The organism is Collinsella sp. TM10-22 (genome assembly GCF_003466125.1).
Classification (GTDB): Bacteria; Actinomycetota; Coriobacteriia; order Coriobacteriales; family Coriobacteriaceae; genus Collinsella.
In genome coordinates this window covers 77,029-91,240 of record NZ_QSOC01000002.1, presented here as the reverse complement: position 1 = coordinate 91,240, position 14,212 = coordinate 77,029, and the positions used below count along the sequence as shown (strand labels likewise).

The window sequence follows — 14,212 nt, the reverse complement described above, 5'->3', positions numbered from 1 at the left end:
TCGCGGCTTATTATGCCCCAACTTGGTTGCTCGCGTCCCAGAGCGTGTTATCGACAAGCGCGATCAGCACGTTCTGGCAGCGAACGATATCGGCGTGGGGAACATATTCGTTGGGCTTGTGCGCGAGTGCCAATGAGCCGGGGCCGTAGCTCATGCAATTGCGGTTGCCCGTCTTGCCGGCAATGACGGCGGTGTCGGTGTAGCCGGTAAAGAAGCCGACGGTCGTGTCCACGTCCGTCACGTCATCGGCGGCACGCTTGAGTGCGGCTAGAAGGGGAGAGCTCGGGTCGCGCTCGATGGCGGGGCGATCGCCCGTCACAACATAGCTGCCGTGACAGCCGGGAACCGCAGCTTCGGCAGCGGTGATGGCCTGCTCCACCATGCGTGTCGCGGCGGCCGTATCGGTCGGCGGCGTCAGGCGCATGTCGACCCAGACCTTGGCGTGGTCGGGCACGACGTAGGGGCGATAGCCGACCTCGATTTGTCCAAACGTAATGGTCGAAGGCCCCAGCTCATCATGCACGGGCAGCGCCGCGAACGCATGGCGAAGCGAACACACGACCTCGGCCATGGCGGCGACGGCGTCTGCACCCTTCCAAGGCTGACTCGCATGCGCCGTGCCGCCGGCCATCTCAATTTCGAACCACGTGCGCCCCTTGTGCGCCACCTGAATCTGCCCGTCGGTGGGCTCGGTGTCCAGCACCCATTCGCGCGAGCCGATCCAGCCGGAATCGATGGCGGCCTCGGAGCTGCGCATAAAGTCCTCCTCGTCGACCGAGCAGATGAGTGAGAAGCCACGGCGGGTCAGCTCGCCGCTTGTCGCTATGCGCTCGAGTACGTGGACAATCGCGGCAATGGCGCAGGCCAAGCCACCCTTCATGTCGCAGGTACCGCGGCCATAGAGCTTATCGTCCCGCACGATCGCTTCGAGCGGCGGAATGTCCGCGTCCCAACCATCACCCAAGGTGACGGTATCCATATGGCAGATATAGACCAGCCGCGGCTCGTCGCTCAAACCGGGCGCGGTGACCATGAGGTTGCGGCGTCCGGGGAGCACTTCGAGCTCCTCAATCTGCACGGCATCGAGCGCAGAACTATCAAGTTGTGCCAGCTGCTGCTCAATGAGCCTCTTAATGAAGCGCTCAATCTCGTCCTCATATGCGCCCGGGTCTGAGCTGTCAACCTTCACAGGGTCCTGCGCAAGCCGCCGGGCAAAGTCCTCATCAACCATATGCAACCTCACAATTAGTCTGCTTTCCAAACTGATTGTGAGCCTCCTGAGAGATCCGCGGCGCGCGCGTGGCGGTATTTACCGTTCGCAGGCGGAGCCATCGCGTTTGCCGTCCGAGCGGGCTCACAAACGACGTAGTGGGTACGTACCCTTCATGGACGACATGCTGTGCGACATATCTGCCTTTCGGTATCACCGGATACCTCCACAGGTCTTGGCAATAATGCCAGACCTGCCCGATTCTGCGGATGATCCGCGCAGGGAGCATCTTTGTGAGCACCCACTCGTCAAGCATTTCCTGGGCACCCCGTTGCACGTTATGGCGCAGGGCAGCTGCGGACGTAAGGGCGATCGCATCGTCAGGCATGTTTGGAACGGGGAGAGGCCGTTTGGCTCCGTGCGGCAGACAGAGTTTGGCCTCGATATCGCGTCCCCGCTCTTTACCTTGCTGACATTGGCCTCCTCGGTCTCAAACGAGCGACTGATCATGTGCATGTATGAGATGTGCGGCACCTTTGCCGTGTGCAAGATTGCGTCTCAGGTAAAGTCGGCGCTTGAACAGACATACGGGGACCGATGGGGCGATGCCCGGCTGGGCTGGGAAAACGTAAAGGATGCCTCGGGGAATCCAACGGACTTGTGGAAACGACCTCCCTTGATTGAGCTCTCTGAACTTGCAGAGTACGTCGATAAGATCCGAGGGCTTCGCGGTGCTAAATCGTTCACACGTGCCGCAAAATGCGTTACGGGGGTGGCGGCATCGCCGCTCGAGGTCCAGGCTTCGATGCTGTTTGGTCTTTCGAGGTTGCGCGGCGGTGAAGGGCTGCGCCTTACCAATAACGTTGAGATTCGTATGACGCGCAGTGCCCGTCTGATTTCGGGGCTTGATAGGCGCTATGCCGATATCCTGCTGGCAAATAAGGACGGCAGCCGAGAGTGCCTGGTTGAATGTCAAGGTAAAGCCATTCATGGATCCATAGAATCCAAGATCTCGGACTCCGATCGAACGACGGCCTTGCAAGCGATGGGATATCCCGTCGTTCTGATGACCTATGGCCAGCTGGTTGACTCCGATGCCTTCCGCGTAGTGATGGAACTCATCATGTCCTATCTCGATGTGCCGCTGAAAGACAAGACGCCGCGGCAGCAGGAGCTCGAACGGCGGCTTCGTGAGGAAATTTTTATCGATTGGGCGGGAATATAGTCGCGCAGGCAGAAAACGCTCGCGCGAGCTAGAGTTTTGGTCGCAAAAAGGCTTCAATTTTGCCTTGGAAGGGCTTTAAAAATGCTATCCATAAAAAGTTGTTTCGGAAAATCGACAGTCAACTTGAATGTGGTATATAGAGATTGATTTTTACCTACTAAAGTCCCTGATAAAGCTGTTTATCAAAGCGGGCGTGCTTGGTGATTTGGGTCTTGCTGTCGATTATCCGAAAAAACTTGTTCTGGGTATCATTTTAAAGTCGTCCGGAGCAACGAAATCGGCCCCCGTTTCGCGAAAACGGGGGCCGAATGGGGCTTCATGGCCTGCCTGGCAGGCTTGGCGCCGGCACTATTTGATCACGCGCACGCGATACATCGACGGAATCTGCTTGAGCGCCTCGATGGTGCTGCTGTCCAGGTGCTCGTCGGTGTCGAACATGGTGTAGGCGTTCTCGCCGGCGGACTCGTTGGTCATGCGCTGCACGTTGGCGTTGTCCTTGGCGAGGATTGCCGTGATCTGGCCGATCATGTTGGGCACGTTGGCGTGCAGGCAGGCGATGCGGCTTGCGGCGCGCGCCTTGCCCATACTGCAGGCGGGGTAGTTGACGCTGTGCGCGATATTGCCGTTTTCCAGGTAATCCTTGAGCTCGCTGATGGCCATGTCGGCGCAGTTGGCCTCGGCCTCGCCGGTGCCGGCGCCCGAGTGCGTGGTAATAAACGTATTGGGCATCTTGACCGTCTTGGGCGTGGCAAAGTCGCAGCTAAACCAGCTCAGCTTGCCCGCGCGCAGGGCGGCGTCGACGGCGTCCTCGTCAATGATGGTCTCGCGCGCGTAGTTAATGAGGACGGCGCCCGGTGCCAGCAGGTCGATCTGCTCGGTGCTGATCATGCCGATGGTGTCGGCCTTGCTGGGCACGTGTACGGTGAGGTAGTCGCAGCCGCGGCAGAGATCTTCGAGCGTGCCCACGCGCTGCACCTCGCGGCTCAGCACCCACGCGTGCTCGACGGAAATGAACGGATCGTAGCCGTAGACGTCCATGCCCAGGTCGACGCAGGCGTTGGCGACCTTGGAGCCTACGTTGCCCAGACCGATGACGCCGATGCGCTTGCCTTTAAGCTCGCGGCCCACAAAGGCCTTCTTGGCCTTTTCGGCATCGACCTGAATCTCGGGGTCGTCGGCGTTGTCACGTACCCAGTTCATCGACTGCACCACGCCGCGGCTCGAGAGCACCAGCATGCCCAGGACGAGCTCCTTGACGGCGTTGCTGTTGGCACCGGGGGAGTTAAAGACGACGACGCCCTTCTTGGCGTACTCCTTGACGGGGATGTTGTTGACGCCGGCGCCGCAGCGGGCGATGGCGCGGATGCCCTCGGGCAGCTCGTAGCCGTGCAGGTCGGTCGAGCGCATCAGGATGGCGTCGGCCTCCTCGGCGCTGCTTACAAACTCGTAGCCCTCGCCAAACTCGACTTTGCCGTCTTTGGTGATGTCGTCGATGGTCTTAATCTTGCGCATGGAAAACTCCTTAGCAGGTTTTGATCTAAACAGGGTGGTCTGAGGTGGCTGGTCGGCCCGCGTGTTGCGGGCTAGTTAGATCGCGGACTCAAACTATGCTGCGCTTCGAAGTCCTTCATGTACGTGGCCAGCGCCTGCACGTCCTCCATGGTGACGGCGTTGTATACGCTGGCGCGCATGCCGCCTACCATGCGATGGCCCTTGACGTTTTGAATCTGGTGCTCGGCCGCGCCCGCGACAAAGGCAGTGTCGAGGTCGGCGTCGCCGGTGCGGAAGGTGACGTTGGCGATGGAGCGGCTGTCGGCTTGCGTGGTGCCGTGGAATAGCTCGCTGTGCTCGAGCAGGTCGTAGAGCAGGTTGGCCTTGCCCCAGTTGCGCTCGGCCATGGCGGCAAGTCCGCCGGTTTGCTCTACCCAATGGAACACCTTGCCGCATACGTAGATGCCAAAGGTGTTGGGCGTGTTGAGCATGGAGCCCTTGGCGGCCTGGGTCTTGAGGTCCAGGTACTGCGGCGTCTGCGTAAAGGCGGGGCGATCTGCGATGAGGTCGTCGCGCACGATGACCACGGTCACGCCCGCAGCGCCGGCGTTTTTCTGTGCGCCGGCGTAGATGAGTCCGTAGCGCTCAACGTCGAGCGGCTGCGACAGAAAGCAGCTCGAGACATCGGCGACCAGCGGCACATCGCCGCAATCGGGCAGCTCGTGGTACATGGTGCCAAAGATGGTGTTGTTCTGGCAGATGTAGACGTAGTCGAGCCCTTCGCCCGCGGCCTCGGCGGCAATGCGCGCGTTGATATTGGCCATGGTGGGTATGCGGTCGAAATTGGTGTCCTCGGAGCTAGCGAGCAACACGGCCTCGCCGTACTTGGAGGCTTCTTTGTATGCCTTGTTGGCAAAGTTGCCGGTCACGACGTAGCCGGCGCGGCCGCGGCGCATGAGGTTCATGGGGATGCCCGCAAACTGCAGTGTGGCGCCGCCCTGCAAAAACAGGACACGGTAGTTTTTGGGGATGCTCAGCAGGCGGCGCAGGGTTGCCTCGGCGTCGTCGATGATCTGCTGGTACATGCTAGATCGATGGCTCATCTCGAGCACAGACATGCCGCAACCGCGGTAGTCCATCATCTCGTCGGCGATCTCGGCGAGCACGCTTGTGGGCAGTGCGGCCGGGCCAGCTGAGAAGTTGTGCACACGTGCCATCTTCTAGTTCCCCTCGTTGTCGTTTGAACGTTCGGGATACTTTAGCACAGTGGAGCGCCAGGCGCGACCGCATCACGGTAAAACTCGAGTGCGCCGCTATGATTTACAGGATGGTTACATGGGGGAGGGTTGTCTTGAGGCTCGCATCCGATCCGCCTCGGCCTTTGCTTGTTTCCAGGGGCGTACGCGACCGTTGGTGAGGTCATCGTGGCCGCGGGCGATGGCACGTTGAATGTGTTCTTCGCGTTTCTGAATGGTAGTTAGTGCGCGCGTCTGATCAGAAATAGGCTTTACGACAGGCATACGAAACTCCTTACATAGAAGCATATGTATAACTCTATGTTGAATATAGCGGAGGGTGGCGTTGGGCGTGTGCGTGCCTGCATTCGTAAGCGCGGTTGTCTAGTAAGTGTGATTTGGGGCAATCTCGTCAAAGCTTCTGAGCTGCGAAAATGACCGTTAACCGGATTTAATTTTGTTGCTCAACATTTGACACTCTGGGCGTGGTAACTTTTTTACCAACAGGTATGATTATTGTCATGTGCGCCGCGCCTGCCTGCCGGGTTGCGGCGCACTTGTGACAGCCTTTGACACCCTTGGAGCGTGTACTGTGGATGTAACCACAAAAAGCGTTCGGGGGGGGGTGCTCACCCGCGAGCAATTCCTCCCGCATGAGATGCGCATCGTCGCTGCCCTGCGTATACAGGGCGCAAGCGACGAGCAGGTCATTGTACGCGTAAAGAGCGAGAACCTCTTTCAATATCCCACGGAGCGCATGGTCGCCAACCGCGCAACCGTGTGCCTTCGCCGCCTCGACGCCATGGTGCCCACGGACGCCGCATGCGCCGCGCGCGGCATCGACCCCAATACCGCCGTCGAGGCCGCGTCATCCCTAACCAGCCTTATGGCATCTGGCACTCCCACGCAGGCGGACCAGGCCATCTTCTACAGCATGATCTGCCGCTACGACATCGTGCGCGAGCTCGTGCTCGTCGAGGTAGGGGAGCGCCTGCAAAACTTTGATTATGCCTTTACGGCGGTTGACCTCAACGCCTTTATGACGCGCTTTACCACGGAGTATCCGGACGCCGCCCGCTGGACCGAGTCCACGGTCACGCGCATCAAAGGCTCGCTGCGCCAGACGCTCCGCCATGCCGGTCTTATCGGCGAGGGTCAGGGCCCGGAGTCCGAGCGCCTGTCACCACTCTTCCTCGATTCCGATGTCGAGCGAGCCTTGATTCAGCTGGGTGAGCAGTCGCTTATCGCGGCCCTTACCGGCAGGGCGGTGATGTAGCGTGGCTCCCGTCAACAGCGCCATCGACCCTGCTATCATCCCGGCGACGGACATCACCACCAATATCGGCATCCATTCCCGCCAGAGCGTCGTGGCGGCGCATGCCCGCTCCGAGCGCGCCCGCCAAGAATTTGAGCGCCGCGCGCAGCTCCTGCGTGAGTGCCTGTGCAGCGAGGACTTTTTGGCCAACAAGGGCATAGGTAACGAGATCGGCTTCCATACCTTCTGCTACGACCCTGCGCTGGAGTTTGAGGCGCGCGCGTTGTTTGACACCCTTTCACGCGATGCCGAGGCCGGCAAGCTCCCGTGCACGCTCAAGGTCGTAAACCTCTACGACGCCGTGCTGGCGATCCTCGAAAAGCGCCGTGTCCTCAAGGCCATTCCGCGCCAAGAGGAGCGCCGCGGCACCCAGCGTGTGCTTGAGGACGTGGCCAAGTTTTGTTCGCCCGAGAAGATCGCCGCGTTCATCCTCGAGCAAACCGAACCTCATGCACCTGGCGACGTCATTCTTCTGACCGGTGCCGGCGAGGTCTATCCCTTTTTTCGTATTCACACCCTTCTCGACTGCATGCAAGTCGATTTTTCCGACCTGCCGGTGGTCGCCGCCTATCCGGGCAGTTTCAACGGCTCTTCTTTCCAGCTCTTTAACCGTCTGCCGGCCGACAACTACTACCGCGCCATCGATATCTCGTAAGCACGGCTCCCCGCAGGCAAGTCCCTGCCGCCGGTAACAACCCTTTGCCATAACGTTCCCAAACCCAAAGGAGCACCCATGGACAACACGATCGTTCGCGACCTCTTTGCAAAAGACATCAACCGCTCCATCAACGGCGTGGTCAAGGTCCAAGATTCAAAAGATGGGTCCATCCGCCAGGAGCTTGACGAGTACGTGGTGACGCGCGAGTTGCAGAGGCACTTTGCCACGTTCTTCAAGGCCTACGGCGATGCCATCGATGCGCGCACCGACAAGATCGGCGTGTGGATCAGTGGCTTCTTCGGTTCCGGTAAATCGCACTTCCTCAAGATGCTGAGCTACCTGCTCGAGAATCGCCAGATCGGTGGTAAGAGCGCCATCCGCTACTTTGACGGCAAAATCGTCGACCCCATGGTCGCGGCTGCCATGGAGCGCGCGTGCTCGGTGCCCACGCAGGCCATCCTCTTTAACATCGATAGCAAGGCGGGCCAGTGGAAGCAGGGTGATACGGCTCCCACGGCGCTGCTTCGCGGCTTTGAGCGCATGTTCTACGAGGCGCGCGGCTTCTACGGCGAGGACCTCAAGCTTGCAAAGCTCGAGGACTACATCGATTCCCTGGGCAAGACCCAGGAGTTCCGCGAGGCCTTTGAGCGCGTCAACGGAGAGTCCTGGCTCCAGACCCGCGACACCTACAGCTACTTTGAGGACGACGTCGTCGAGGTGCTGCAGAGCGTGCTCGGCATGAGCGAAAAGGCCGCATGGAACTGGCTCGAGGGTTCTGAGGACGAGGTTTTGGCCCCTGATGTCTTTGCCAAAAAGGTCAAGGATTACGTGGACGCTCAGGCAGCGGCCCACGGCGGCAACTTCCGTTTGCTCTTTATGGTCGACGAGGTGGGTCAGTTTATTACAAACGACCAAGACCCAAGCCTTATGCTGAGCCTTCAGACCATCGTCGAGGAGCTGGGTGCCGCCTGCGGTGGCCGCGTGTGGGTGGTGGTCACGAGCCAGGAGGCCATCGACAACCTGAGCCTGCCCGTGGGCAACGACTTTTCAAAGATCCAAGGCCGCTTCAATACCCGCCTTTCGCTCTCCAGCTCCAGCGTGGACGAGGTCATTCAACGCCGTGTGCTCGAGAAGACCGCGCCGGCGGCCGATATGCTTGCACAGGTCTACGAGCAAGACGCCGCCGTCCTCAAAAACAACTTTACCTTTGAGGGGGGCTCGCGCTCCGACCTTGCCGGCTTCGCCAACTCCAAGGATTTTGTGGCCAGCTACCCGTTTGTGGGCTACCAGTTTAAGCTTCTGCCCGACGTGATGACCGAGGTACGCAAGCATGGTGTTAAGGCCAAGCACATGTCCACGGGCGAGCGCTCCATGCTGAGCGCGTTTCAGGAGAGCGCTCAGGCCATCCAGCATGACCAGACTGGTGCACTCGTGCCGTTCTGGCGCTTCTTCGACACAATCTCCAAGGATTTGGAGCACGGCATCATTCAGGTCGTCGTCTGTGCGGAGCGCGCGGCTGAAAACGCAGAGGGTCTTGAGAGCTACGATGTCCGGGTGCTTAAGCTCCTGTACTTGATCCGCTACATCGGCTACGTCAAGGCCACGGTCGAGAACATCTCCATCCTTATGATCGATAGCCTGGACGTGGACAAGCGCGCCCTTAAGGACCGCGTCAAGGAATCTCTCGCCCGCTTGGAGCGCGAGAGCTACGTGGCACGCCAGGGCGATACCTATAGCTTCCTCACCGACGAGGAGCAGGAGATAGCGCAGGAGATCGCACGCACCCCGATCGACAACGCGAAGGTGATTGAGTACATCAAGAAGCGCCTGTTCGAAAGCATCTACACTGCGCGCAAGCTCAACCGCGGGACCAACGACTTCCCCTTTGACCGCTACGTGGATGGCTCGATTCATGGATCTAACATGGGCGGCATGGAACTATCCGTGGTGACCATGGCCAGCGATCTGGGCCGTGCGGACGATGCCGAGCTGGCATTGAAATCCGTGGATAAGGCCATCGTGGCCTTGAGCGACGAGGTGGATTATTGGGCCCCACTCGTCAACGCCGCCAAGATTCGCATGTACGCCCAGACGCGCAACCTGCAGGAGCTACCGCCGAGTACCCGCCAGATCGTCGAGGCCAAAATGCGCGAGAAGGACTTTAACGAGAAAGAGGCTGACGCCCTTTTGGCTGAGGCGGTGCTCCATGCACGATGCGCCGTCAACGGGCGCATGATTGAGATCCGTGCTGCCAAACCCGCCCAGGTCTTTGAGCAGGTGCTGGCGCAGCTGTGCGATGTGGTCTTTGAAAAGGCCGGCTATATCGGCGCGCCGGTCACGAGCGATTCCGATATTCGCTCCACTCTGGCGGGCAACGTTCAAGTGGGGATCGCTGGCATGGACGCGGGTAACACGCGTGCGCTCAAGGAGGTCGAGGACTACCTCAAAGTGCAGCACCAGCGCCACCTGGATACCGCTATGGGCGATATCCAGCGCCAGTACCAGCAAAGGCCCTTTGGCTGGCGCGAGGTCGACATCGCAAATGTGGTGGCGCAGCTTGTGGTGGAGCAGCGCGCGCAGGTGCTGTTTGGCGGTCAGACGGTTCAAGCTAACGACAGCCGCATGGTGGCGCTCCTGCGCAAGGATGCCGATAAGGCCCAGGTGCGCTTGCGCATGCGCATGAGCGACCGGTTGCTACGCGCCGCGGGCGAACTCATGTGTGACCTGTTTGATCTCAAGACCGTGCCCTCCAACGAGGATAAGCTCGTGGCCGAGCTCAAAGAGCGCCTTGAGGGCTTGCGCGAGGCGTGCCTCGCCATAGCACGCGACTACTACACGGGCATCAAGCCGGCCTACCCGTATCCCGGTGAGGACGAGTGCGAGAAGATGCGCTCGGAGGTGGCCGACGTCCTTAAGGACCAGAACGAGGCCGAGGCGTTCTTGACCACGTTCACCAAGCATGAGGAGCGCTTGCTCGATGCCAAGGAAGACTTTGACAAGGTGGTTGAGTTCGTCGAGTCCAATCAACGAACAGCGTTTGACCACGCCAGGGATTTCTTGAACCGCACCGAGGGTATCGAGTATGCCTCCGATGACATTCCCAGCGCGGTGGAGAACGTGGCAAAGGTGCGCGAGATCCTCAAAGATCCCAAGCCCTACGGCCGTATTAAAGACCTGCAGCCGCTTATGGATCCCGTCGAGGATGACATGAAAAAGCTGCTGAGCATCCGCCGCAATGAGTTTTTGTGTCGCATCGAGAGCGATCTGCAAGACCTGCGGGCGCAGGCCGAGAGTCAAAAGGGCTTTGTCAATCAGGCCAAGGATGCCATAGCAGACGCCGGCACCAAATACGAGTCGTTCAAAAACCGTGCGCACAGCGCTCAAAGTCTCAACGAACTGAGCGTTGTTGCAACTAACTGGGGCGACTGGCTCAGTGCGGCGGCCAACGAGATGTACGACGCTGTGGATGAGGCCCGCGTGCGTATGGACAACGAGCGCCGCACCACCGAGGTCATGAGTACGGGTGAGGTGGTCAAGAAGGTCTCCAACAAGGGCGCCGCATCGTCTGCTCCCGTGCCCGCGCCCAAGCCCCAGCGCAAGATCAAGACTGTGCGCCGCGCCGATCTGGCCAAGCCGAGTCGTCTCTTGTCCGCAGAGGACGTGGAGCGCTACGTGGACGACTTGCGCTCCCGCCTTATGCAGGCGCTCGCTGCAAACGACGAGATTCGTATCAACTAACCCGCGGAGTCACCGGTGCCAAAGCGCGCACCGGTGGCTTATGGCGTTTAGAAAGGCTCATCAACCATGAACGATTCTGCTCTTAAGAGCTTCTGCACCTGGGCCCGTACGGAGCTCATCAAAGGCGTGGAGGCGCAGATGGTGCGCTACGGCATCACCGAACCTGCACCCGCGCCCGTTGGATCCGAGACCGTCAACGGCCTGCCCCTAAGACCGGCTGAGATTGAGCAACGCGACGAACTGCTGCGCATGCAGGCAGAGGTGGGTCACGAGGCGCTGCGCGACCGTGCGGCCTACACCTGGTTCAACCGCATCGTGGCCATTCGCTTTATGGATGCACGCGGATGGCTCCCCAGCCGCATGCGCATGCTAAGTCGTGCGGACGGCAGCCATGGCAGCGAGGCCGTGGAGAACGCACTGGATGTGGAGATAGCGACGGCCGATACCGATCGCATAGCCGAGCTCAAGATGGCGGGCTTGGATGAACCGCTGTGGCGCTATCTGTTTGTGGCTCAGTGCGAGGAACTTGCCGATTGCCTGTCAGGCGTCTTTGAACGCGTGGGCGGAGCCATGGAGCTGCTGTTGCCCCAGGGGCTCATGATGGCCGACGGCGTGGTGGGCAAACTCAACGCAGTCCTCACTGACGAGGACTGGCGCGAGGGCGTGACCGTTCTGGGCTGGATGTATCAGTACTACAACGCTGACGTTAAAGACGAGTTCTTTAAGTCCAAGCGCAAGGCAGCGGCGGCGGACATCGCACCTGCCACGCAGCTCTTCACCCCCGAGTGGATCGTGCGCTATATGGTCGAGAACTCGCTCGGCCGCCTGTGGATGCTCAACAACCCCGGGAGCTCACTGCGCGAGCGCATGGAATATTACATCGAGCCCGATACTGAGCACGAGGACTTCATCCGCATCTCGAGCCCCGAGGAGATAACCCTCTGTGACCCTGCATGCGGCTCGGGCCATATCCTGGTCTATGCGTTCGAATTGCTCTTCCATATGTACGAGGAGCGCGGCTATCGTGAGCGCGAAATTCCCGAGCTTATTCTTACTAAAAACCTTACGGGCATGGAAATCGATCCCCGCGCGGCGCAGATCGCGGAACTGGCGCTTGCCATGTGCGCCCGCGAGCACGATCGTCGCTTCTTTAGGCGTGGCGTTGGCGCCGACGTTACCGTGCTCTCGAGCATTCCACTGGGGGAGGACGAGCTGCCGGGTAACAAGAAGCTCGCCGAGGAGCTGAGTCATTTGGGCGAAATTGGCTCGCTGCTCAATCCTTCAGAGGCCGAGATTGATGAGCTCAAGGCTGCCGCAGCGAGCTGTTCCGACGACCTTTTTGCCGCTGCGACCAAAACTAAGCTCGAAGGCGCTGCCGCCATCTGTGAAAAGCTGTCCCGTCGTTTTACCTGCACCGTGGCGAATCCTCCGTATATGGGCAGCAGCAGCTTTAATCCATTCATGAGCAAGTGGATCAAGAAGAACTACCCCGACGTGAAGAGCGACCTGTTCTCCAGCTTTGTCGTTCGCATGTTCAAATTTGCTAAAGATCATGGCGAGTGCGGCGTAATGTCGCCTTTCGTTTGGATGTTTATCGGAAGTTACGAGAAGCTCCGCAACGAGATTATCAACGACAGAACGCTGACTTCTCTCATCCAGCTTGAGTACTCGGGCTTTGCTGGCGCTACTGTGCCCATCTGTACCTATACGTTCCACAACTCATTCATTAAGGGCTACAAGGGCGGCTATGTGCGCCTTTCTGACTTCGTTGGTGCTGCTGCCCAGGCCCCCAAGGCCCTCGAGGCAATCCAAAACCCCGACTGCGGCTGGTTCTACCGCCGCGATGCCGACACCTTCAAGCAAATCCCCGGCACCCCCATAGCCTATTGGGCCAGTGACGCTCTTCTGGATGCGTTTGGAAACGCAAAACAGCTCAGTGAGTATGGCAAGCCGCGCCAAGGGCTTGCTACTGGCGAGAACGCTCGTTTCGTTCGCGAGTGGTGGGAAGTCGATGATTGCAAGAGCGTCTATTCCTGTGGATCTATTCAAGAGTCGATTGAAAGCGCTTGCAAGTGGTTCCCCTACAACAAGGGCGGCGATTTCCGCAAATGGTACGGAAATAATAGCTCAGTTGTTAACTGGGAGAATGACGGACAGGAGATCCGTAATTACAAAGACCAGAATGGTAGATTGCTTTCCAGGCCACAGAATACAAACTGCTTCTTTAGCCCATCGATTACCTGGTCGAAGATTTCAAGCGGGTCCATTGCGTTTCGTTTTAAGCCTGCTGGGCATATCTTTGATGTGGCGGGCACGAGCGTTTTTAGCGACGAGGAGTCACTCAAGTATCTCCAGGGAGCTTGTAACAGCTCCGTGATCATGCGTGTCGCAAGCATGCTCTCGCCGACGCTTAATTTCGAGGTAGGCCAAATCGCAACCTACCCGATCATTCAGAACGAGGAACAGGAGCCGTTGGTCAACGACATGGTCGACTCGTGCCGCGAACTATCAAAAACCGATTGGGATTCGTTTGAAACCTCTTGGGATTTCAAACATAACCCTTTGGTGTAGGTGCTGGTTATGGACAAAGCCTGTATATCTTCATTTCATATGTCTCTGCATGAATCTAGCTATTGGACTCCGGATGAGATTTCTTCTATTTGGGATTTCTTTGTGACTAAATCTGTAGCTAACTCTGCTTCTCAAAGAAGAACCGCCTCTGATTATGGATTGAAACAATTGCCATTCGATACTCTTCTTGAGTATGAAGGGGTGCCTTCCGGGAAGCGTGAATTACTTATGGCTGATAATCTTGGAGATGTGATTGAGGAATATGGATTTAAAACAACTGTAAATCAAAAGTCGGCTGATGGAGTTAAACAAGAGATTGAAGCTCCGATTGATATCGTTAGTCCGAGGGTCCTCTGTATTCAACCTTATACAATCTCTGGTCGCAAGGGTCCCGAACCTAAAGACTCAGGTAAAGGAATGACTTTACTAACTCATATCCGCAATTCACTTGCACATGGGTGTACGTATTACTTCCCGAATGGAATGATGCTTCTCGAGGATAAAGCTGGTGGTTCAAGTGGAAAAACGACTGCCATGATGCTTCTGCCTCAAAAGGCGTTTACCGACTGGATAAAGGCGATTGATATTGACGCTCGTTTTTATTTTAAGGACGCTGGCAGAGGCGAATTTGAAAAGCTCATTCATAGAAAGAGCAACAAACACTAGGGGATTAATAAACGACGCGCTTTAATCCGTAAAGAATTTAAATCTGTTAATTGTTTAGCTGGCTAGTGCAAATTTTAAATTTGCATAGCCGCACTTTTCAACA

10 protein-coding genes are annotated in these 14,212 nt (G+C 58.2%); 6 read left to right on the top strand and 4 right to left on the bottom strand.

Annotated elements, in window-relative coordinates; genetic code table 11:
* Nucleotides 1-10 precede the first annotated feature (10 nt).
* The gene (locus DXD94_RS02385) at nucleotides 11-1,231 is read right to left on the bottom strand and encodes a M20 family metallopeptidase (RefSeq protein WP_117763126.1); all 1,221 of its coding nucleotides are present in this window, start codon (nucleotides 1,229-1,231) and stop codon (nucleotides 11-13) included.
* 154 nt (nucleotides 1,232-1,385) lie between these two features.
* Between DXD94_RS02385 and DXD94_RS02380 the strand changes: the two genes are divergently transcribed.
* Nucleotides 1,386-2,435 (top strand): hypothetical protein, encoded by a 1,050-nt coding sequence (locus tag DXD94_RS02380; RefSeq protein ID WP_117763125.1) that lies wholly within the window; start codon nucleotides 1,386-1,388, stop codon nucleotides 2,433-2,435.
* 348 nt (nucleotides 2,436-2,783) lie between these two features.
* Here the strand turns inward: DXD94_RS02380 and DXD94_RS02375 are convergent, their stop codons facing one another.
* The 3 genes from DXD94_RS02375 to DXD94_RS02365 all read right to left on the bottom strand — a co-directional run bounded on the left by DXD94_RS02375 (nucleotide 2,784) and on the right by DXD94_RS02365 (nucleotide 5,446).
* Nucleotides 2,784-3,947, bottom strand: coding sequence for a phosphoglycerate dehydrogenase (locus DXD94_RS02375; RefSeq protein WP_117763124.1), 1,164 nt, complete (start codon nucleotides 3,945-3,947; stop codon nucleotides 2,784-2,786).
* A gap of 71 nt (nucleotides 3,948-4,018) precedes the next feature.
* On the bottom strand, nucleotides 4,019-5,143 hold the full coding sequence (serC, locus tag DXD94_RS02370) for a 3-phosphoserine/phosphohydroxythreonine transaminase (protein WP_117763123.1): 1,125 nt from the start codon (nucleotides 5,141-5,143) through the stop codon (nucleotides 4,019-4,021).
* A gap of 114 nt (nucleotides 5,144-5,257) precedes the next feature.
* Complete coding sequence (locus DXD94_RS02365; protein ID WP_117763122.1) at nucleotides 5,258-5,446, bottom strand: hypothetical protein; 189 nt, start codon at nucleotides 5,444-5,446, stop codon at nucleotides 5,258-5,260.
* 340 nt (nucleotides 5,447-5,786) lie between these two features.
* Between DXD94_RS02365 and DXD94_RS02360 the strand changes: the two genes are divergently transcribed.
* The 5 genes from DXD94_RS02360 to DXD94_RS09550 all read left to right on the top strand — a co-directional run bounded on the left by DXD94_RS02360 (nucleotide 5,787) and on the right by DXD94_RS09550 (nucleotide 14,109).
* Entirely contained in the window at nucleotides 5,787-6,437 is a 651-nt protein-coding gene (locus DXD94_RS02360) for a DUF1819 family protein (RefSeq protein ID WP_117763121.1), read from the top strand.
* A 1-nt stretch (nucleotide 6,438) separates the two neighbouring features.
* The gene (locus tag DXD94_RS02355; protein ID WP_117763120.1) at nucleotides 6,439-7,131 is read left to right on the top strand and encodes a DUF1788 domain-containing protein; all 693 of its coding nucleotides are present in this window, start codon (nucleotides 6,439-6,441) and stop codon (nucleotides 7,129-7,131) included.
* Between the two features lie 78 nt (nucleotides 7,132-7,209).
* A complete protein-coding gene (gene brxC, locus DXD94_RS02350; protein ID WP_117763119.1) occupies nucleotides 7,210-10,872 on the top strand; it encodes a BREX system P-loop protein BrxC in 3,663 nt (1,220 codons plus the stop codon).
* 66 nt (nucleotides 10,873-10,938) lie between these two features.
* On the top strand, nucleotides 10,939-13,443 hold the full coding sequence (gene pglX, locus DXD94_RS02345; RefSeq protein WP_117763118.1) for a BREX-1 system adenine-specific DNA-methyltransferase PglX: 2,505 nt from the start codon (nucleotides 10,939-10,941) through the stop codon (nucleotides 13,441-13,443).
* Between the two features lie 9 nt (nucleotides 13,444-13,452).
* Nucleotides 13,453-14,109: a hypothetical protein gene (locus DXD94_RS09550; RefSeq protein ID WP_147293052.1), complete on the top strand. Its 657-nt coding sequence runs from the start codon at nucleotides 13,453-13,455 to the stop codon at nucleotides 14,107-14,109.
* Nucleotides 14,110-14,212 lie beyond the last annotated feature (103 nt).

Excerpts from the sequence above, each read along its gene's own strand:
- DXD94_RS02375 (WP_117763124.1), bottom strand. The coding sequence starts at position 3,947 with ATGCGCAAGATTAAGACCATCGACGACATCACCAAAGACGGCAAAGTC.
- serC (WP_117763123.1), bottom strand. The coding sequence starts at position 5,143 with ATGGCACGTGTGCACAACTTCTCAGCTGGCCCGGCCGCACTGCCCACA.
- DXD94_RS02385 (WP_117763126.1), bottom strand. The coding sequence starts at position 1,231 with ATGGTTGATGAGGACTTTGCCCGGCGGCTTGCGCAGGACCCTGTGAAG.
- pglX (WP_117763118.1), top strand. The coding sequence starts at position 10,939 with ATGAACGATTCTGCTCTTAAGAGCTTCTGCACCTGGGCCCGTACGGAG.
- brxC (WP_117763119.1), top strand. The coding sequence starts at position 7,210 with ATGGACAACACGATCGTTCGCGACCTCTTTGCAAAAGACATCAACCGC.
- DXD94_RS09550 (WP_147293052.1), top strand. The coding sequence starts at position 13,453 with ATGGACAAAGCCTGTATATCTTCATTTCATATGTCTCTGCATGAATCT.
- DXD94_RS02380 (WP_117763125.1), top strand. The coding sequence starts at position 1,386 with ATGGACGACATGCTGTGCGACATATCTGCCTTTCGGTATCACCGGATA.
- DXD94_RS02365 (WP_117763122.1), bottom strand. The coding sequence starts at position 5,446 with ATGCCTGTCGTAAAGCCTATTTCTGATCAGACGCGCGCACTAACTACC.